The organism is Streptomyces sp. NPDC086554 (assembly GCF_040686095.1).
Classification (GTDB): domain Bacteria; phylum Actinomycetota; class Actinomycetes; order Streptomycetales; family Streptomycetaceae; genus Streptomyces.
In genome coordinates, this window is record NZ_JBFBJK010000002.1 from 114,401 (window position 1) to 132,688 (window position 18,288).

Annotated in this window: 14 protein-coding genes and 1 riboswitch; of the genes, 10 read left to right on the forward strand and 4 right to left on the reverse strand. The window is 71.3% G+C overall.

The features are described 5' to 3' along the window. Positions 1-24: 24 nt before the first annotated feature. Together AB0O76_RS03130 and sigJ are read right to left on the reverse strand one after the other, a co-directional pair. Positions 25-378 carry a DoxX family protein gene (locus tag AB0O76_RS03130; protein WP_365484701.1) on the reverse strand — a complete coding sequence of 118 codons (354 nt, stop codon included), beginning with the start codon at positions 376-378 and terminating at the stop codon, positions 25-27. Between the two features lie 48 nt (positions 379-426). Continuing rightward, complete coding sequence (sigJ, locus tag AB0O76_RS03135) at positions 427-1,344, reverse strand: RNA polymerase sigma factor SigJ (RefSeq protein WP_365484704.1); 918 nt, start codon at positions 1,342-1,344, stop codon at positions 427-429. A gap of 224 nt (positions 1,345-1,568) precedes the next feature. Between sigJ and AB0O76_RS03140 the strand changes: the two genes are divergently transcribed. The 7 genes from AB0O76_RS03140 to AB0O76_RS03170 all read left to right on the forward strand — a co-directional run bounded on the left by AB0O76_RS03140 (position 1,569) and on the right by AB0O76_RS03170 (position 9,737). Further along, a complete protein-coding gene (locus AB0O76_RS03140) occupies positions 1,569-2,618 on the forward strand; it encodes an MBL fold metallo-hydrolase (RefSeq protein ID WP_365484707.1) in 1,050 nt (349 codons plus the stop codon). Positions 2,619-2,695: 77 nt separating this feature from the next. Then, positions 2,696-2,774, forward strand: a riboswitch (cobalamin riboswitch). 143 nt (positions 2,775-2,917) lie between these two features. After that, entirely contained in the window at positions 2,918-4,141 is a 1,224-nt protein-coding gene (locus AB0O76_RS03145) for a prenyltransferase/squalene oxidase repeat-containing protein (protein ID WP_365484710.1), read from the forward strand. A gap of 68 nt (positions 4,142-4,209) precedes the next feature. Further along, positions 4,210-4,827 (forward strand): SCO2322 family protein, encoded by a 618-nt coding sequence (locus tag AB0O76_RS03150; RefSeq protein ID WP_365485522.1) that lies wholly within the window; start codon positions 4,210-4,212, stop codon positions 4,825-4,827. Positions 4,828-4,891: 64 nt separating this feature from the next. Beyond that, positions 4,892-6,166, forward strand: a complete 1,275-nt coding sequence (locus AB0O76_RS03155; protein ID WP_365484713.1) for a CbiQ family ECF transporter T component — start codon at positions 4,892-4,894, stop codon at positions 6,164-6,166. Further along, the gene (locus AB0O76_RS03160) at positions 6,163-8,079 is read left to right on the forward strand and encodes an ATP-binding cassette domain-containing protein (protein ID WP_365484716.1); all 1,917 of its coding nucleotides are present in this window, start codon (positions 6,163-6,165) and stop codon (positions 8,077-8,079) included. Before AB0O76_RS03155 ends, AB0O76_RS03160 begins: the two co-directional genes overlap by 4 nt. Next, on the forward strand, positions 8,076-8,936 hold the full coding sequence (locus AB0O76_RS03165; protein ID WP_365484718.1) for an ECF transporter S component: 861 nt from the start codon (positions 8,076-8,078) through the stop codon (positions 8,934-8,936). Before AB0O76_RS03160 ends, AB0O76_RS03165 begins: the two co-directional genes overlap by 4 nt. A gap of 321 nt (positions 8,937-9,257) precedes the next feature. Beyond that, positions 9,258-9,737, forward strand: a complete 480-nt coding sequence (locus AB0O76_RS03170) for a transglycosylase SLT domain-containing protein (protein WP_365484721.1) — start codon at positions 9,258-9,260, stop codon at positions 9,735-9,737. 198 nt (positions 9,738-9,935) lie between these two features. On the opposite strand, the gene AB0O76_RS03175 is transcribed toward AB0O76_RS03170, so the two are convergent. After that, the gene (locus AB0O76_RS03175; RefSeq protein ID WP_365484724.1) at positions 9,936-11,105 is read right to left on the reverse strand and encodes a steroid 3-ketoacyl-CoA thiolase; all 1,170 of its coding nucleotides are present in this window, start codon (positions 11,103-11,105) and stop codon (positions 9,936-9,938) included. Positions 11,106-11,363: 258 nt separating this feature from the next. Between AB0O76_RS03175 and AB0O76_RS03180 the strand changes: the two genes are divergently transcribed. Both AB0O76_RS03180 and AB0O76_RS03185 read left to right on the forward strand, forming a co-directional pair. Beyond that, positions 11,364-12,608, forward strand: a complete 1,245-nt coding sequence (locus AB0O76_RS03180; protein WP_365484727.1) for a cytochrome P450 — start codon at positions 11,364-11,366, stop codon at positions 12,606-12,608. A gap of 128 nt (positions 12,609-12,736) precedes the next feature. Beyond that, positions 12,737-14,374 carry a glycosyltransferase family 87 protein gene (locus AB0O76_RS03185; protein ID WP_365484730.1) on the forward strand — a complete coding sequence of 546 codons (1,638 nt, stop codon included), beginning with the start codon at positions 12,737-12,739 and terminating at the stop codon, positions 14,372-14,374. On the opposite strand, the gene AB0O76_RS03190 is transcribed toward AB0O76_RS03185, so the two are convergent. Next, a complete protein-coding gene (locus tag AB0O76_RS03190; protein ID WP_365484733.1) occupies positions 14,328-16,388 on the reverse strand; it encodes a bifunctional glycosyltransferase 87/phosphatase PAP2 family protein in 2,061 nt (686 codons plus the stop codon). The two genes, AB0O76_RS03185 and AB0O76_RS03190, sit on opposite strands and share 47 nt — an antisense overlap. 436 nt (positions 16,389-16,824) lie before the next feature. Here AB0O76_RS03190 and proP point away from each other — a divergent pair, with 436 nt between their 5' ends. Next, entirely contained in the window at positions 16,825-18,207 is a 1,383-nt protein-coding gene (proP, locus tag AB0O76_RS03195; protein WP_365484736.1) for a glycine betaine/L-proline transporter ProP, read from the forward strand. Positions 18,208-18,288 lie beyond the last annotated feature (81 nt).

Sequence of the window (18,288 nt, forward strand, 5' to 3'; positions counted from 1 at the left end):
GTCCACGGGGATGTCACCGCGGCCTCAGATCCCCCGATGGGCAAGGCCGGTGACCAGCGCCGCCGCGGCAAGTCCCCAGTAGCCGAGCGGGAACTGGAGGGTGTACACCCGCGCCCGCAGATGGAAGAGAACGGCGCCGGTGAAGAAGAGGACGAGCCCGGCCCCGGCGGCCACACCGATCCAGGGCACGGCGAAACCCGCCAACAGGCCTGCTCCACCGGCCAGTTTAAGATGACCCAGCGGGAACAGCCAGGAACGCGGGACGCGGGCCCGGTCCATGTTCGCGAGGACCTGGGGCGAGCGCGCGTAGTCGACGAAGGCGACGTAGATGTTTGCGGCGGCCGCCAGCAGGGTGACGGTCACATAGGCGATGAACATGGGTGGCTCCCTTTGACTCCCTTTGACTCCCTTGCGGGGAACGGCCGTTCAGGCGAGGTGGGCGAGCTTGTCGGGGTTCATGACGTTGTAGAGGCCGCGCACCCGCTCGCCGTCCGGCGTCAGGTCGAGGACGAGCACGGCGTACGGGGCGCCTTCGTTGAAAAGCAGCACCGAGGGATCGCCGTTGATGTGGCAGTAGCGGAGCTCCGCCCCCGCGGGTCTGAGCGCGGCACGCTTGACGAGCAGCTCGGCCACCCTGCCGCTGCCCCGCAGCGGGCGCGGCCCGGCACCCGGCGCCTTGCCCCCGCCGTCGGCCCACAGGACGACATCCGGGGCGAGCAGCCGCAGCAGCGTCTCGGCGTCCCCTGCCGCCACCGCATCGGCGAACCGTTCGGTGACCTCCCTGCGGCGGCGCGCGTCGGCGTTCCCCGCGGGCCGCCTGGCCCGCACGTGTTCACGGGCCCGGTGGGCGAGTTGGCGCACGGCGGCCGGGGTGCGGCCGATGATCTCGGCGGTCTCGGTGTGCGCGTACCCGAAGACCTCATGCAGGACGAAGACCGCGCGCTCCAGCGGGGAGAGGGTCTCCAGGACCACGAGGAGCGCCATCGAAACCGACTCGGCACGCTCGACCGCCTCCGCGGCGTCCGGCTCGTGGGCGGGTTCGACGGCCCGGGTGAGCAGCGGCTCGGGGAGCCAGGGGCCGATGTAGGTCTCGCGGCGGCGGCTGATGACGGACTGCCGGGCGAGGGCCTTGTTCACGGCGATGCGTACGAGATAGGCGCGGGGGCTCCCGATCGGCTCGGCGTCGCGGGCCGCGTGCCGGGGCGCCCAGGCGAGCCAGGTCTCCTGGAGGACGTCCTCGGTGTCGGCGACGGTGCCGAGCATGTTGTAGACGAGGGAGAACAGCAGCTCGCGGTGGTCGACGAAGGCTCGCGTGGCGTCGTCCGCCTCGGAAGTGCCGGGCATGGCGGGTCTCCTCTGGTGTGCGTGGCTGTGTCCTAGGAGCGAGCGCGCGGGCCATGTGTGACATCGGAGCGGGCGAGTGTGACCGGCACCTCACTTCCAACTCTCCTGACGAAACAGTCGACTTGGGCGATCATTGGAACTAGTTCTAGTTATGGTCGTTAGGGCTGAGGTCGCGTGGGGGCTGAGGTCATGGCCGTGCAGCCGATGAGAGACGAGGGCTCCCGATGACGCAGGTGGCCGATCCGCAGGTGACCGAGCACGGCGGGGGCGTATGGAGCATCAAGGTCCCCATCCCGGACAACCCCCTCGGCTTCACCCTCGTCCATCTCCTGGACACCGACGCCGGTCCCGTCCTGATCGACACGGGCTGGGACGACCCGACCTCCTGGGGCACCCTGGAGGCGGGCCTCGGCGCCTGCGGCACCTCCGTCGACGCGGTGCACGGCGTCGTCATCACCCACCACCACCCCGACCACCACGGCCTGTCCGCCAAGGTCCGCGAGGCATCGGGGGCCTGGATCGCGATGCACGCGGCGGACGCGTCGGTGGTGCGGCGCACCCGCTCCAACCCCCCGGAGCGCTGGTTCGACTACATGGCCCGGAAGCTCACGGCCGCGGGCGCCCCCGCCGAGCACGTCGCCCCGCTCATCGCCGCGCGCGACGCGGGACGCACACCGAAGCTGCCCGGCCTGGCCCCCGCGCTGCCCGACCGGGACATCACACCGGGCGAGCTGCTCGAACTGCCGGGCCGCAGGCTCCGCGCGATCTGGACGCCGGGCCACACCCCCGGCCACGTCTGTCTGCACCTGGAGGAGGAGCACCCGGCCCGGCTGCCGGGCCACGGCCGCCTCTTCTCCGGCGACCATCTGCTCCCCGGGATCACCCCGCACATCGGCCTGTACGAAGACCCCGACGACGAGACAGTCACCGATCCGCTCGGCGACTACCTCGACTCCCTGGAGCGGGTCGGCCGCCTGGGTCCTGCCGAGGTCCTGCCCGCCCACCAGCACGCGTTCACGGACGCACCGGCCCGCGTACAGGAGATCCTCGCCCACCACGAGGAGCGCCTCAACGACCTGCTTTCCCTGCTCGCCGCGCCCCTCACCCCCTGGCAGCTCGCCGAGCGCATGGAGTGGAACCGCCCCTGGGCCGAGATCCGCTACGGCTCACGGAGCATCGCCGTGTCGGAGGCCGAGGCGCATGTGCGGCGCCTGGTGAAACTGGGGCGCGCGGAGGCGGTGGGGAGCGATCCGGTGCGGTACGTCGCGGTCTGAGCGCGGCGGGGCGGGCGCCCCGGGCACTCCCGCTACGGGCCGGTAGAGTGACCCCCGTCGTCATCATGCCCGTACGGGGGGAAGCCGGTGCGAATCCGGCGCTGACCCGCAGCCGTGAACCGTAGCCCGCAAGGCTCGCGGTGAGCCGGATTGCCCCGCCCGGAGCGTGACCGGCTCGCCTCATCGGACCCCCCGATGAACGGCACCGTCGAGGTATACGGAGCCGGAGCCGCCCGGAGCCGTGCCCGTCGCGCGCCCGTGCTGCCCCGCTCCCCGCAGGGAGAGGCACCCGCCGCATCATGAACGTTCGCCGCAGCGCCGCGGTCCTGGCCGCCGTCGCCGTGTTCGGTTCGGCCGCCGCCCCGGCCGCCTTCGCCGACACCGCGAAGCCGTCGCCCTCCGCCAAGCTCCCCTCCGGTCTGTACGGCGACAAGGACCCCAAGTTCGACGGGGTGTTCCGGCAGTCCTACGCCCTGCTCGCCCAGGATTCGGCCGGTGTGAAGCCCGCCGCGAAGTCCGTCGACTGGCTCACCGGACAGCAGTGTGCAAGCGGCGGTTTCGCCGCGTACCGCGCCGACGCAGGCGAGCCCTGCGACTCCAAGACGATGGTCGACAGCAACTCCACCGCGGCCGCCGTGCAGGCACTCACCGCGCTCGGCGGTCAGGACAAGACGGTCAAGAAGAGCATCGACTGGCTGAAGTCGGTGCAGAACCAGGACGGCGGCTGGGGCTACAGCCCCGGCATGGACTCCGACGCCAACTCCACCGGCATCGTGATCGGCGCCCTCACCGGGGCCGGCGAGAAGCCGCAGTCGGTGAAGTCGCAGGACGGCAAGTCCCCCTACGACGCGCTGCCCAAGCTCGCCATGGACTGCGGCAAGGACGGCGGCGCCTTCGGCCTCGCCGACATGAAGACCGGAAAGCTCTCGCCGAACGCGGACGCGACGGCGGCCGGTGTCCTCGGCGGCTACGGCAGGGGCCTGGTCGTGGCCCCGTCCAAGGCGACGAAGCCGGCCTCCCCGAAGTGCGTCAAGGCGGACACCGCCGAGAAGGCCGCGTCCAACGGCACCGGCTACCTCCTGAAGACCCTCGCCGAGAGCGACGACCACCTGATGTCGTCGCTGGCCGGCGCCAAGAACATGCCCGACCCGGGCAACACCGCGGAATCCGTGGTCGCCCTCGCCGCGGCCGGTCAGCCGGAGCAGGCGAAGAAGTCGGCCCAGTGGCTGGCGAAGAACTCCGCGGACTGGGCGAAGACGTCCGGACCCGCCGCATACGCCCAGCTCATCTTCGCCGCGAACGCCGCGGGCCTCGACCCGCGCGACTTCGGCGGCGCCGACCTGGTCAAGCAACTCAACGCGCAGGGTCCCGCACCGCAGGCCACCGAGAAGCCCGCCGACGAGAAGAAGGACGGCGACGACGAGGGCGGGGTGAGCGTGTGGTGGATCATCGGCGTCGGCCTGGTCTTCGGCGCGGGCATCGGCTTCCTCCTGAGCAGCCGCAACAAGAAGTCGCAGCTGTGACTCGGGTCCGCTCCGGCCGCCCCGCACGGTTCGTGGCCGGGGCGGTCCTCACCGCGCTCTTCGCCTCGCTGTTCGCGGTCCTTGCCGCCGCTCCCGCCCAGGCCGCGGGCTACCGCTACTGGTCCTTCTGGGACCGGGACGGCGCCAAGTGGGCCTACGCGACGCAGGGGCCGAGCACCGCACGCCCCGACGACGGGGCCGTCCAAGGCTTCCGGTTCTCCGTGTCCGAGGACTCGCAGGACTCCGCGAAGCCGCGCGGCGCCGCGGACTTCGGCGCGATCTGCGCCAAGACGCCCGCCGAGAACGGCAAGAAGCGCGTCGCCCTCGTCATCGACTTCGGCACACCGCAGGACGCCCCCGACGGGGAGACCCCGCCGAAGCCGCGTACCGCGTGCGCGCGGGTCGCCGACGACGCGACGAGCGCGGACGCCCTGGCCGCCGTGGCCAAGCCACTGCGCTACGACAGCAACGCCCTGCTGTGCGCCATCGCGGACTACCCGAAGTCGGGCTGCGGCGAGCAGGTCTCGGGCAACGGGCAGTCGGAGAAGAAGCCGGCCACGGGTGAATCGGCCGAGAAGAAGGACGCATCCGACGGCGGTCCGTCCGTCGGCCTGATCGCGGGCGTGGCAGCCATCGCCGTGCTCGGCGCGGCCGCCGTCTGGCAGGCCCGCCGCCGCCGCGGCTGATCCCGCGATGACCGGTCCCGCCAAGCGGTTCCGCGCCGCCCCGAAAGGGGCGCGGGGCTGTGACATGAGCGGCTCCGCCGCGTGGGCGCGCCCAGCCTCCACCGGCCCGCAGATTCAGTACCTCGCCCCGGCCGCGCACCGCAGCAACGCCCTGCACCCGGGCGCCTGGTGGGTATGGGCGCTCGGCCTCGGCACGGCCGCGTCCCGCACCACCAATCCGCTGCTGCTCGGGATGCTCATCGGCGTCGCGGGCTATGTCGTCGCCGCGCGCCGGACGTCTGCCCCCTGGGCGCGGTCGTACGGCGCGTTCGTGAAGCTCGGGCTCGTCGTGATCGCGATCCGGCTTGTCTTCGCCATCGTCCTCGGCTCGCCGATCCCCGGTACGCACGTCCTTGTCACGCTCCCCGAAGTCCCGCTGCCCGACTGGGCGAAGGGAGTGCGGATCGGCGGCCGGGTGACCGCAGAGGGGCTGCTCTTCGCGCTCTACGACGGGATCCGGCTCGCGGGTCTTCTCATCTGTGTGGGCGCCGCCAACGCGCTCGCCAGCCCGTCCCGGCTGCTCAAGTCGCTGCCGGGCGCGCTGTACGAGGTGGGGGTCGCCGTCGTCGTCGCGATGACGTTCGCGCCGAACCTGATCACCGACGTGCAGCGGCTGCGGGCCGCGCGGCGCCTTCGCGGGCGGCCCGACAAGGGCGTACGGGGACTGCTCCAGGTCGGGCTTCCGGTCCTGGAGGGCGCCCTTGAGCGGTCGGTCGCGCTGGCCGCCGCGATGGACGCGCGGGGCTTCGGGCGCACCGCTGACGTCCCGGCCCGGGTGCGCAGGACGACGGCCGCCCTGACGCTCGGCGGTCTGATGGGCGTCTGCGCGGGGACGTACGGCCTGCTCTCGTCGGAAGGCGCGGGCTACGGCCTGCCCGTACTCGCCGTGGGCCTGCTCGCCGCCCTCGCCGGACTCCGCCTCGGCGGCCGCCGCTCCGTGCGCACCCGCTACCGGCCCGACCCCTGGGGTGTGCGGGCCTGGCTCGTCGCCGGGTCGGGGATCGCGGTGGCGGGCCTGATGATCTGGGCATCGGCGTACGACACGGCCGCCCTGCACCCCGGAGTCGTCCCCCTGACCGCGCCGACGCTGCCGCTGTGGCCCGCGACGGCGGCCCTGATCGGCCTGCTGCCTGCTTTCGTGGCGCCGGTGCCGTCCGAGGAGTCGGCGCCTTCGGCCTCCCACGCGGAGTGGCCCGCACCCGTCCCCCTGACGAAGCCGTCGCCCGCCGCCTGGCGGAAGGCCGCGTCATCCCCCGCCGTCGAGTCGGCAGCCCCCGTTCCCCCCAAGGAGCCCTCATGATCCGCTTCGAGGACGTCTCCGTGACGTACGAAGGGGTCGCCGAGCCCACCGTCCAGGGGGTCGAACTCGCCGTACCCGAAGGCGAGTTGGTGCTGCTCGTCGGCCCGTCCGGGGTCGGCAAGTCGACGCTGCTCGGCACGGTCAGCGGCCTGGTGCCGCACTTCACCGGCGGCACCCTGCGCGGCCGGGTGACCGTGGCCGGGCGCGACACCCGTACGCACAAGCCGCGTGAACTCGCCGATGTCGTCGGCACGGTGGGCCAGGACCCGCTCTCGCACTTCGTGACGGACACGGTCGAGGACGAGCTCGCGTACGGGATGGAGTCGCTCGGGCTCGCCCCCGACGTGATGCGCCGCCGTGTCGAGGAGACCCTGGACCTGCTCGGCCTCGCCGATCTGCGCGACCGGCCCATCGCCACGCTCTCCGGCGGCCAGCAGCAGCGGGTCGCCATCGGCTCGGTCCTCACGCCGCACCCCGAGGTCCTCGTCCTCGACGAGCCGACATCCGCGCTCGACCCGGCCGCCGCCGAAGAGGTGCTCGCCGTGCTTCAGCGGCTCGTGCACGACCTCGGCACCACCGTCCTGATGGCCGAGCACCGCCTGGAACGGGTCGTGCAGTACGCCGACCAGGTGCTGCTGCTCGCGGCGCCGGGCGAGGCCCCGGTGCTCGGCGACCCGGCCGCCCTGATGGCCCGCTCCCCCGTTTTCCCGCCCGTGGTCGCCCTGGGGCGCCTCGCCGACTGGTCGCCGCTGCCGCTGACGGTGCGGGACGCGCGACGGCGGGCCGGGTCGCTGCGCGAGCGCCTCTCCGGGGCCGAGCCGCCCGAGGAGACCACGGCCGTGCGCCCCGCCGAGCAGCCCGCGCCCCGCAGGCCGGGCCTTCGACGGCGTACGAAGACGAGTGTCGAGCCCCAGGCCGCCGCCACCGTCACGTCACTTGCCGTCCGCCGCGGCCGGGTCGAGGCGCTGCGCCGTGTGGACCTCACCGTCCGCGCGGGCGAGACGATCGCCCTGATGGGCCGCAACGGCGCCGGGAAGTCCACGCTCCTCTCGACCCTGGTCGGCCTGCTCGAACCGTCGTCCGGTTCGGTCCGGGTGGGCGGCACGGTCCCGCACCGCACGAGCCCGCGCGAACTGATCCGCCACGTGGGCCTTGTGCCCCAGGAACCGCGCGATCTGCTGTACGCGGACACGGTGGCCGCCGAGTGCACGGCCGCCGACCACGACGCGGACGCCGAGCCGGGCACCTGCCGGGCCCTGGTCAGCGAGCTGCTGCCCGGCATCGCGGACGACACGCACCCCCGTGACCTCTCCGAGGGCCAGCGCCTGACATTGGCCCTGGCGATCGTCCTGACAGCCCGCCCTCCCCTGCTTCTCCTGGACGAGCCGACCCGCGGTCTCGACTACGCGGCGAAGGCCCGCCTGGTCACGGTCCTGCGCGGGCTCGCGGCCGAGGGCCATGCGATCGTCCTCGCCACGCACGACGTGGAGCTCGCGGCGGAACTGGCCCACCGGGTGGCGATCCTCGCCGACGGAGAGGTCGTCGCGGACGGCCCGACCCCGGACATCGTGGTGTCGTCGCCGTCCTTCGCGCCCCAGGTGACGAAGATCCTGGCCCCGCAGAAGTGGCTGACGGTCCCGCAGGTGCGGGAAGCCCTGCGGGCGGCAGGGGCGGACCGGGCCGACGGCGCGGAGAAAGACCTGCGGCACGGCACGGGCGCGGGCCCGGACCTTGGCGCGGGCCGGGACCCGAGCACACGCCCGGACCTGGGCGCAGACCCGGACCCGAGCACACGCCCGGACCTGGGCGCGGCCCCGGACTCAAGCGCAAGCGCGGACCCGGGCGCAGACCCGGACCCGAGCACACGCCCGGACCTGCCCGGCGGCGTGCCTCCAGAAGGAGCGCAGCCGTGAGCCCCGCTTCCCCGGGCGGTAGGCCGGGGCCCGCCGAGCCCGAGCGCCAGGCCCGCCCCATCTGTCTGGGCCCCCGGTCCATCGGCGCCCTCGCGCTGGTCAGTGCCGTCGGGGTCGTCGCCTTCGGGTGGCCGCTCATCGCGGGCGGCAGCTCGGGGCTGAGCGCGCACGCACAGGACGCGCCCTGGCTGTTCGCGGCGCTCCTTCCGCTGCTGCTCGCCGTGGTCGTGGCGACCATCGCGGACGTCGGGCTCGACGCGAAGGCCATCGCGATGCTGGGGGTGCTCGCGGCCGCCGGGGCGGCACTGCGGCCGCTGGGCGCCGGGACCGCCGGGATCGAGCCGATGTTCTTCCTGATGGTGCTCAGCGGGCGGGTGCTCGGGCCGGGCTTCGGGTTCGTGCTCGGGGCGGTGTCGATGTTCGCGTCGGCGCTGCTCACCGGGGGCGTGGGCCCGTGGATGCCGTTCCAGATGCTGTCCATGGGGTGGGTCTGCATGGGGGCGGGGCTGCTGCCGGGCCCCGACACCCTCCGCGGCCGCCGCGAACTGTGGCTCCTCGCGGTCTACGGTGCGGTGTCCTCCGTCCTCTACGGCACCGTCATGAACCTGCAGGGCTGGCCCTACCTCGGCGGCCTCGCGACCGGCGTCTCCTTCGTGCCGGGCGACCCCGTCGGCGACAACCTGGGCCGCTTCATCGCGTACTGTCTGGCCACCTCGCTCGGCTGGGACCTGCCTCGCGCCGTGGTCACCGTCCTGCTGAGCCTCGCCCTCGGTCCCGCCGTCCTCAAGGCGCTGCGCCGGGCCACACGGCGGGCCGCTTTCGAGGCCCAGGTCACATTCGAGGGGCCCAAGGCGTAGGCGGCTTTTGGCTCTCCGTTACGGAGATGGCCCTCGCAGGGTGAGGCGGCCCACAGGACTTTGGTCCTCTACTAGTCCGGTTCGTAGCCCTTTCTGGTTGACGCGCACGCGTCAATCTCCGCGCTGACCTGCGGATTGAGAGCCACGTCACAGAGGGGGCGTTCAGCTCAAGTACGACATCAACTAGCAAAAGGGGGCATTGCGGAGACGTAACAGCCCTGCTTCTCTGGATCGAGTCGCACAGCGCCGACGACCTTCGGGTCCAAGGCGCTTACGCATTCCCCCCGCCACTTTCCATGGCAAAGGCGTGCCTGCGACACCATGTCCCCCACGGAAGGTCTCGCTTTGTCCGCCTCGCTCCTCCGCCGTATCGCCACCCCGAAGAAGGCCCTCACCGGTGTCGCCGTGGCCGCCGCCACGACCGGCATGCTGATCGCCGCGGGTCCGGCCCAGGCCGCGACCCCGACCGCTGCGAAGGCCGCGGCTCCGGCCGCCGCTCCCGCCGCGGCGCCTTCCTCGGCGCAGGCGATCGCGAAGAAGATGATCCCGGACGCCGCGCAGTACCAGGCGTTCAGCAAGATCGTTGAACACGAGAGCGGCTGGAACCACACCGCGACGAACGCCTCCTCCGGCGCGTACGGTCTGGTCCAGGCCCTGCCCGGCTCGAAGATGGCTTCGGCGGGCTCGGACTGGAAGACCAACCCCGAGACCCAGATCAAGTGGGGCCTCGACTACATGAAGGACCGCTACGGCAGCCCGACGGGCGCCTGGGCCTTCTGGCAGGCGAACGGCTGGTACTGAGCCGATGCCTCTTCGGCGCACCGGAAAATCACCGGCTCCGCCGAGTTCGTCCTCAAACGCCGGACGGGCTGGAATTCCAGCCCGTCCGGCGTTTGAGGACATCTTTGTTTTTCGGGGGTCCAGGGGGCGGAGCCCCCTGGTTTCGGGAAGGGGCGGGATTGGGGAAGAGAACCGCCGGAGGCAGACCTCAGCCCCCACTCACAGCCGCTGAATAATCGTCCCCGTAGCGACCGCGCCCCCCGCGCACATCGTGATCAGCGCGAACTCCTTGTCGCGCCGCTCCAGCTCATGCAGGGCCGTGGTGATCAGCCGAGCCCCCGTCGCGCCCACGGGGTGCCCCAGCGCAATCGCCCCGCCATTCACATTCACCTTCTCCAGGTCCTGCTCGAACACCTGCGCCCAGCTCAGGACCACTGAAGCGAACGCCTCATTGATCTCCACCAGGTCGATGTCCCTGAGCGACATCCCCGCCTTGCCGAGCACCGCCCGCGTCGCGTCGATCGGCCCGTCCAGGTGGTAGTGCGGGTCGGCCCCGACCAGCGCCTGTGCCACGATCCGCGCCCGCGGCTTCAGCTTCAGGGCGCGCGCCATCCGCTTCGACGCCCACATGATCGCCGCGGCGCCGTCCGAGATCTGCGAGGAGTTGCCCGCCGTGTGCACGGCGGTCGGCATCACCGGCTTGAGCCCGCCGAGGCCCTCCATCGTCGTGTCGCGCAGACCCTCGTCCCGGTCGACCAGGCGCCACATGCCCTGCCCTGCGGCCTGCTCCTCCTCCGTCGTCGGCACCTGGACGGCGAAGGTCTCGCGTTTGAAGCGCTCCTCGGCCCAGGCGACGGCGGCGCGCTCCTGCGAGATGAGCCCCAGGGAGTCCACGTTCTCCCTCGTCAGGCCCCGCTTACGGGCGATCCGCTCGGCCGCCTCGAACTGGTTGGGCAGGTCCACGTTCCACTCGTCGGGGAACGGCTTGCCAGGACCGTGCTTCGAGCCCGACCCCAGCGGCACCCGTGACATCGCCTCGACGCCGCAGCTGATCCCCACGTCGATGACCCCGGTCGCGACCATGTTCGCGACCATGTGGCTCGCCTGCTGGGACGAGCCGCACTGACAGTCCACCGTCGTCGCCGCGGTCTCGTACGGCAGCCCCATCGTGAGCCACGCCGTGCGCGCCGGATTCATGGACTGCTCACCGGCGTGGGTGACGGTGCCGCCGACGATCTGCTCGACGCAGTCGGCGTGGATGCCGGTACGGCCCAGGAGTTCGCGATAGGTCTCGCCGAGCAGATAGGCGGGGTGGAGATTGGCGAGCGCCCCTCCGCGCTTTCCTATGGGGGTGCGTACGGCTTCGACGATGACAGGTTCCGCGGCCATGAGCGTCCTCTCCATCCACATCCCGCGGGGGCGTCCCGGCACCCGCACGGAGAACTAGTACGCGTTCTAGTTCTGCATGCAGTCTGCTGAGCCGCACCCCGGCGCCGCAAGGGTCTTGCACGTACCTTGCGCACGACCTGCACGAAGCGGAGCTGTCACGGGCCTTGCCACTTATAGAACCCGTTACTACCTTGCGGGTCATCTCCTGATGGACCGTCAGAACTGTCGGAACCAAGAACTGAACTCCTGGAGTTGCCGATGCCCTGTCCAGCGCTGCCCGACGGGTTCGACTTCACCGACCCCGACCTGCTTCAAGACCGCGTGCCCCTCCCGGAGTTCGCCCAGCTGCGGCAGACGGAACCGGTGCGCTGGATCGCCCAGCCGCCGCGAATCTCCGGCTTCGACGACGCGGGCTACTGGGCCGTCACGCGGCACGAGGACGTCAAGTACGTCTCCACACACCCGGAGTTGTTCTCCTCCAACCTCAACACCGCGGTCATCCGCTTCAACGAGACGATCAGCCGCGACCAGATCGAGGTCCAGAAGCTGATCATGCTGAACATGGACCCGCCCGAGCACACCCGGGTCCGCCAGATCGTGCAGCGCGGCTTCACGCCCCGCTCCATACGCTCACTCGAGGACGCCCTGCGCACCCGCGCCCACTCCATCGTCGAGACGGCCCTGGCGAACGCCGCCCCCGACGGCAGCTTCGACTTCGTCACCAACGTCGCCGTCGAACTGCCCCTCCAGGCCATCGCCGAACTCATCGGCGTACCCCAGGAGGACCGGACGAAGATCTTCGACTGGTCCAACAAGATGGCGGCGTACGACGATCCGGAGTACGCGATCACCGAGGAGGTCGGCGCCGAGGCGGCCATGGAGATCGTCAGCTACGCGATGAACCTCGCCGCCGCCCGCAAGGAGTGCCCGGCCAAGGACATCGTCAGCCAGCTGGTGGCGGCCGAGGACGAAGGGAACCTCTCCGGCGACGAGTTCGGCTTCTTCGTCATCCTGCTCGCGGTGGCCGGCAACGAGACCACCCGCAACGCCATCACCCACGGCATGCACGCCTTCCTCACCCACCCCGAGCAATGGGAGCTCTTCAAGCGCGAGCGCCCGCAGACCACGGCGGAGGAGATCGTGCGCTGGGCGACCCCCGTCGTCTCCTTCCAGCGCACCGCGACCCAGGACACCGAGCTCGGCGGCGTACAGATCAAGAAGGGCGACCGCGTCGGCCTCTTCTACTCCTCGGCCAACAACGACCCCGAAGTCTTCGACGAGCCCGAGACGTTCGACATCTCCCGCGACCCGAACCCGCACCTCGGCTTCGGCGGCGGAGGACCGCACTTCTGCCTCGGCAAGTCCCTCGCGGTCGTCGAGATCAACCTCATCTTCAACGCGATCGCCGACGCCCTGCCCGATCTGCGGCTGGTCTCCGACCCCCGGCGACTGCGCTCGGCCTGGCTGAACGGGGTCAAGGAACTGCAGGTCAGCACCGGCTGACCCGTTGCCAGGGAGGCAGGGGCGACTCCCCCCTACGCCCTGCCCCTGCCTCCCCCTGGCCCAGGGACCCAACGTTTCCGTTGCCTGCGGCGTCTTGAGAAGTGAACCTTGCCTCTCCAAGTCTTCGAATGGAAACAGTGGCTGTGGTCTCCGCCGATCTCCCGCTTCTGCCGTCGGGCAGGGCGCCCACCGAGCGGAACAGGGCCTTCCGCGCGTTCGCGCGAAGCAACAGGGTGCCGCTCATCGCCACTGTCCCCACCTTGCCGCTGTACGCGGTGTGGGTGGCGTTCCTCGCCACGGGCGGCGGCGATCTGGCGGCGCAGGAGGCCTGGGCGCGGTTCGTGTCCGAGCACGGCACGTCCGCGTACGGCCTGTTCTGGTACGGCGGCATGCACACCGCCAACTACAGCCTGATCTCTCCGTACTTGATGGCCGCGGTGGGCGTGAAGACGGTGACGGTGGCGTCGGGTGTCGCCGGAGCCTGGCTGGTCGCCGCGCTCATCGCGCGCACCGGCGTCCGGCACCCGCTGTGGCCCGCGGTGCTCGCCTCGCTCGCCGTGTGGTGCAACGTCGCCTCGGGGCGCACGACCTTCGCACTCGGGCTTGCCTTCGGGCTCGCCGCGTGCCTGGTGCTCGTGGGGGAGCGCCGGGTGTGGGCCGCCGTGGCGTTCGGGGCACTCGCCACCATGTCCAGCCCGGTGGCCGGTCTCTTCCTGCTGGTCGTGGGCGCCGGCTTTCTCCTCGTACGCGACAGGAAGCGGGCCGCGGCGCTGCTCGTGCCGCCGGTGATGGTCGTGGGTGTGACGACCGTGCTTTTCCCGTTCACCGGCGAGCAGTTGATGCCCTTCGACCGGGTCTTCCCGCCCGTGGTGTTCAGCCTCGCGGTCGTCGTGGCGGCGCCGCGCCGGTGGCGGGTGCTGCGGTGGGGCGCCGCCGTGTACGCGACCGGCACGGTCCTCACGTATCTCGTCCCATCCCCCATCGGCACGAACGTGGAGCGCCTCGCCGAGCTGCTCGCGCCCGCCGTGCTGCTCGCCGCGCTCCTCGCGCCCGCCCTTGACCGCGTACGCAGGACCGTCCTCGCGATCGCGCTCGTGCTGTCCACGGCCTGGGTGGCGCAGAAGACGGCGGACGATCTGACGGTGTCGACGGCCGTGCCGGAATGGGCCGTCGACACCCACGGTGTGGTGCGCGAGCTGGAGCGGCTCGGTGCCGACCGGGGCCGCGTCGAAGTGGTCCCCGCCCGCAACCACCGCGAGGCCACGGCCCTCGCCCCGCATGTGAACATGGCGCGCGGCTGGAACCGCCAGCTCGACGTCGAGCGCGGCAGGCTCTTCTACGACGGGTCCTTCTCGGCCGCCACCTACCGGGCGTGGCTCGACAAGTGGGCGGTCGGCTATGTGGTGCTTCCCTCGGGCAAGCCGGACGGGTTCGCCGAGGACGAGGCGGCGCTCGTCGCGAGCGGTCCCGACTGGCTGAAGCCGGAGTGGAAGGACACGCACTGGCAGATCTTCCGAGTGGAGGATCCGGTGCCGATGGTGTCCGCGCCGGCGATCGTCGTCCGGTCCACGGGCTCGGACATGGTGGTCCGCGTCCCCACCCGTGAGCCCGTGACGCTGCGCCTGGTGTACTCGCCGTGGCTCAGGGCCGAGGGGGCCTGCCTGAAGCGGCACGGCGAGTTCACCCGGCTGACGGTGTCCACGCCGGGGACGTACCGGATCAGCTCGGGGTACGGTCCTTCGCCGAGTCCTTCGTCATGTCGATGACCGGTTCGGCCCCCGTCGCCACTTTCAGGGGCCGGCGCACGCGCGGCCCTGCGAGCAGATAGCCGAGGCCGAAGCCCGCCCCGACGACGGCCGCGCCGCCCACCGCGTCCAGGACCCAGTGGTTGCCCGTCGCCACGATCGCGGAGACCGTGAACAGCGGGTGCAGCAGGCCGAACGCCTTCATCCACCACTTCGGCGCGAGGATCGCGATCACAAGCCCGCACCACAGGGACCAGCCGAAGTGCAGCGAAGGCATCGCCGCGTACTGGTTGGTGAGCGCCGTCAGCGTGCCGTAGTCCGGCTGCGTGAAGTCCTGCACGCCGTGCACCGTGTCGATGAAACCGAGGTCGGGCATCAGGCGCGGCGGGGCCAGCGGATAGAGCCAGAACCCGACGAGCGCGAGGACCGTGGCGAAACCGAGGGCGGAGCGCGCCCAGCGGTACTCGGCGGGGCGGCGGACGTAGAGGACGCCGAGGACGGTGAGCGGCACCAGGAAGTGGAACGACGTGTAGTAGAAGTTGAAGAACTCCTCGAGCCAACTGACCTTCACCACCGCGTGGTTGACCCAGTGCTCGATGTCGATGTGCAGGAACTGCTCGATCGAGTAGACCTGCTCGCCGTGCTGCTCGGCCGTGGCCCGGCCGCCCGAGATGGTGCCGCCGGTCGCCGCGAGCCGCGCCTGCTGGTAGGCGGAGTAGCCGACCCGGATCAGGAGCAGTTCGAGGAGCAGATTCGGGCGCGTCGTGACCCGCCGCCAGAACGGGATCAGCGGCACCCGGCTCCAGCGCGCGGGCACAGGCGCGGCGTAGTCGGTGGGGATGGGGGTCTGGTAGTGCGGTGCCGTACGGGACAGGAAGGGCACGACGGTGGCGGCGGCGAGTGCGGCGATCAGCACGAGATTGTCGCGGATGGGCTCCACGACCGGCATGTGCGGCAGCATCATCTTCGCCGGCAGCGTCGACACCAGGATCACGGCCACCGGCCACATGTACCGGTCGGACTGCTTCTTGCCGACCCGGCCGACCACCGCGAGCAGCACCCACAGGAGCTGGTGCTGCCAGGTCGTCGGGGACACCGCGACCGCGACACAGCCGGTGATCGCGACGGCGAGCAGCAGCTGCCCGTCCTGGGCGTAGCGGACGGCGCGGCGCAGGCCGAGGACGATCACGGCCGCGCTCAGGAGCACGAAGAGGCCGATCTCCAGCGGCCCTTCAAGGCCGAACCGGAGCAGCGCGCCGTGCAGCGACTGGTTGGCCGGACCGTCCGGGCGCGCGCCGAGGCCCGCGCCCGCCAGGTGGTGCACCCAGTACGCCCAGGAGTCGTGCGGCATCGCGGCCCAGGCGAGCGCGGTGCACGCGAGGAAGGTGACGCCGGTGGCGGCCGACGCGCGTCTGCGGCCGGTGAACCAGAGCAGGGCGGCGAAGAGCAGCACGGTCGGCTGCAGCGCCGCCCCTATGCCGATCAGGACGCCGCTGGCCCGCTCGCCGCGGACGGCGAAACAGCCGAGCAGCACGAGCAGGACGGGAATGATGCTGGTCTGGCCCAGGTACAGGGTGTTGCGCACCGGGAGCGACAGCATCAGGAGGCAGATCGCGACGGGCGCTGCGAGCAGCGAGGTGCGCCGGGACACGGGCTGCGGCAGGGCGCGGGCGGCGACAAGGCCGAGCACCGCCACCAGGATCAGGGTGCCGAACGTCCAGCCCCAGCCGAGCGCCTGTTCGGCCGCGCGGGCGAACGGCTTGAGCACGAGTCCGGCGAAGGGGGTGCCGGTGAACTTGTCCGCGTCGTAGAGGGAGCCGTTCACATGCAGGACGCCGTCAGGACCGATCCAGGTCTCCAGGTCGGTCAGGCGCTCACCCTTCGGCGTACGCAGAAAGACGGCCACCTGCCGTACCGCGAGTATGGCGGCGATCATCCAGAGGGCGGCACGGACCGCCCCGATCCGCGCCTCGGGTGTACCGGAACCCCCTGTCCCAAAGGCATTTCCCGGTCCCCTGTGCTCAATGTCCGCCACGCGCCGTCTGCCCTCCCGCCCCGCTCGTCATCACTGCGCCGTCGCTCATGGGCACCGCGCCCGTCGGGTGAGACGCGCGCAACCCCCATTTCACCTGGCAGCCACACCGCTTTCTACCGGCTTTTGCGCGTACTTCCTAACCAAACCTTTCGTCCGCATGGCCGATATCTCACCCCCCACTGTCCAGAAGATGACGGGCCGAGCTCCTTGGCGCGGTTCCCCGCCCGAGCCGCGACATAGATCACAAACGGGCCTTCTCACCACCACCGGACGCAGGGGCATTTGACCTGGATAGCGGCACTTTCCGTGCGGTGCGCGGCGGACCGGACACCGCCCGTAATGATGGTGCCTGCACCTATGGTCGGTTTTCGAGCCGCCCCTTTCTTGCCGGGCGGCTCTGTCCTTGTCGTCCACCGAGAGGCAGGCGAGCGAACCCTTGCCGACCGCCACACCCGTCGCACCCCGCACCCAGGCCCCGCCGCCCCCGCACGCACCCGCGGAGGTCACCGTCGTCGACCCGGCGCTGGTCAAGCGCGCGGTGAAGGCGGCCGCACTCGGCAACGCGATGGAGTGGTTCGACTTCGGCGTCTACAGCTACATCGCCGTGACGCTCGGCAAGGTCTTCTTCCCCTCGGGCAACCCCACGGCCCAGCTTCTCTCCACCTTCGGCGCCTTCGCGGCGGCGTTCCTGATCCGCCCGCTCGGCGGCATGGTCTTCGGCCCGCTCGGCGACCGCATCGGCCGCCAGAAGGTCCTCGCCCTCACCATGATCATGATGGCGGCGGGCACCTTCGCAATCGGCTTGATCCCTTCGTACGCGACGATCGGCGTGGGCGCCCCTGTCCTGCTCCTGCTCGCCCGTCTGGTGCAGGGCTTCTCGACGGGCGGCGAGTATGCGGGTGCCTCGACGTTCATCGCCGAGTACTCCCCCGACAAGAAGCGGGGCTTCCTCGGCAGCTGGCTGGAGTTCGGCACGCTGGCCGGCTACATCGGCGGCGCGGGCCTGGTGACCCTGATGACGGCGCTCCTCTCCTCCGAGGACCTGCTCTCCTGGGGCTGGCGCATCCCGTTCCTGATCGCGGGCCCGATGGGCCTGATCGGCCTTTACCTCCGGATGAAGCTGGAGGAGACCCCGGCGTTCGCGGCGGAGCTCGCGAAGGCGCACAAGGACGAGCAGTCCCGCCCGAAGGTGCGGCTGCGCGAGATGGTGACCGGCCAGTGGAAGGCCCTCCTGCTCTGCATGGGCCTGGTCCTGGTCTTCAACGTCACGGACTACATGCTGCTCTCGTACATGCCGAGCTATCTGACGAGCGAGCTGAAGTACGACGAGACGCACGGCCTCCTGGTCGTCCTGGCGGTGATGGCGCTGATGATGTGCGTCCAGCCGTTCGCGGGCGCACTGACCGACCGCGTGGGCCGCCGCCCCGTGATCGCGGCAGGCTGCGCGGGCTTCCTGCTCCTGTCCATCCCCGCCCTGCTCCTGATCCGCCAGGGCTCGCTCTGGGCGATCGGCCTGGGCATGGCGGCGCTCGGCCTGCTCCTGGTCTGCTTCACGGCATCGATGCCATCGGCACTCCCGGCCCTGTTCCCGACGAGGGTCCGCTACGGCTCGCTGTCGATCGGCTTCAACATCTCCGTATCGATCTTCGGCGGCACAACTCCCCTGGTGGTGACGGCTCTGATCGGAGCCACGGGGAACATGATGATGCCCGCGTACTACATGATGGCGGCGGCGGTGGTGGGCGGCATCGCGGTGTGGTTCATGAGCGAGAGCGCGGGCAGGCCACTGCCGGGTTCGCTTCCGGCGGTGGAGAAGTAGCCGTTTTCAGCCCGTCCGGCGTTTGAGGACGAACTCGGCGGAGCCGGTGATTCCCCGGTACGCACACGGCCGGCGAAGCCG

Coding starts and splice junctions, on each gene's coding strand:
- AB0O76_RS03130 (WP_365484701.1), bottom strand. CDS start 378: ATGTTCATCGCCTATGTGACCGTCACCCTGCTGGCGGCCGCCGCAAAC.
- sigJ (WP_365484704.1), bottom strand. CDS start 1,344: ATGCCCGGCACTTCCGAGGCGGACGACGCCACGCGAGCCTTCGTCGAC.
- AB0O76_RS03160 (WP_365484716.1), top strand. CDS start 6,163: ATGATCCGCTTCGAGGACGTCTCCGTGACGTACGAAGGGGTCGCCGAG.
- AB0O76_RS03185 (WP_365484730.1), top strand. CDS start 12,737: ATGGAAACAGTGGCTGTGGTCTCCGCCGATCTCCCGCTTCTGCCGTCG.
- AB0O76_RS03175 (WP_365484724.1), bottom strand. CDS start 11,105: ATGGCCGCGGAACCTGTCATCGTCGAAGCCGTACGCACCCCCATAGGA.
- AB0O76_RS03170 (WP_365484721.1), top strand. CDS start 9,258: ATGTCCCCCACGGAAGGTCTCGCTTTGTCCGCCTCGCTCCTCCGCCGT.
- AB0O76_RS03155 (WP_365484713.1), top strand. CDS start 4,892: ATGAGCGGCTCCGCCGCGTGGGCGCGCCCAGCCTCCACCGGCCCGCAG.
- AB0O76_RS03180 (WP_365484727.1), top strand. CDS start 11,364: ATGCCCTGTCCAGCGCTGCCCGACGGGTTCGACTTCACCGACCCCGAC.
- AB0O76_RS03140 (WP_365484707.1), top strand. CDS start 1,569: ATGACGCAGGTGGCCGATCCGCAGGTGACCGAGCACGGCGGGGGCGTA.
- AB0O76_RS03145 (WP_365484710.1), top strand. CDS start 2,918: ATGAACGTTCGCCGCAGCGCCGCGGTCCTGGCCGCCGTCGCCGTGTTC.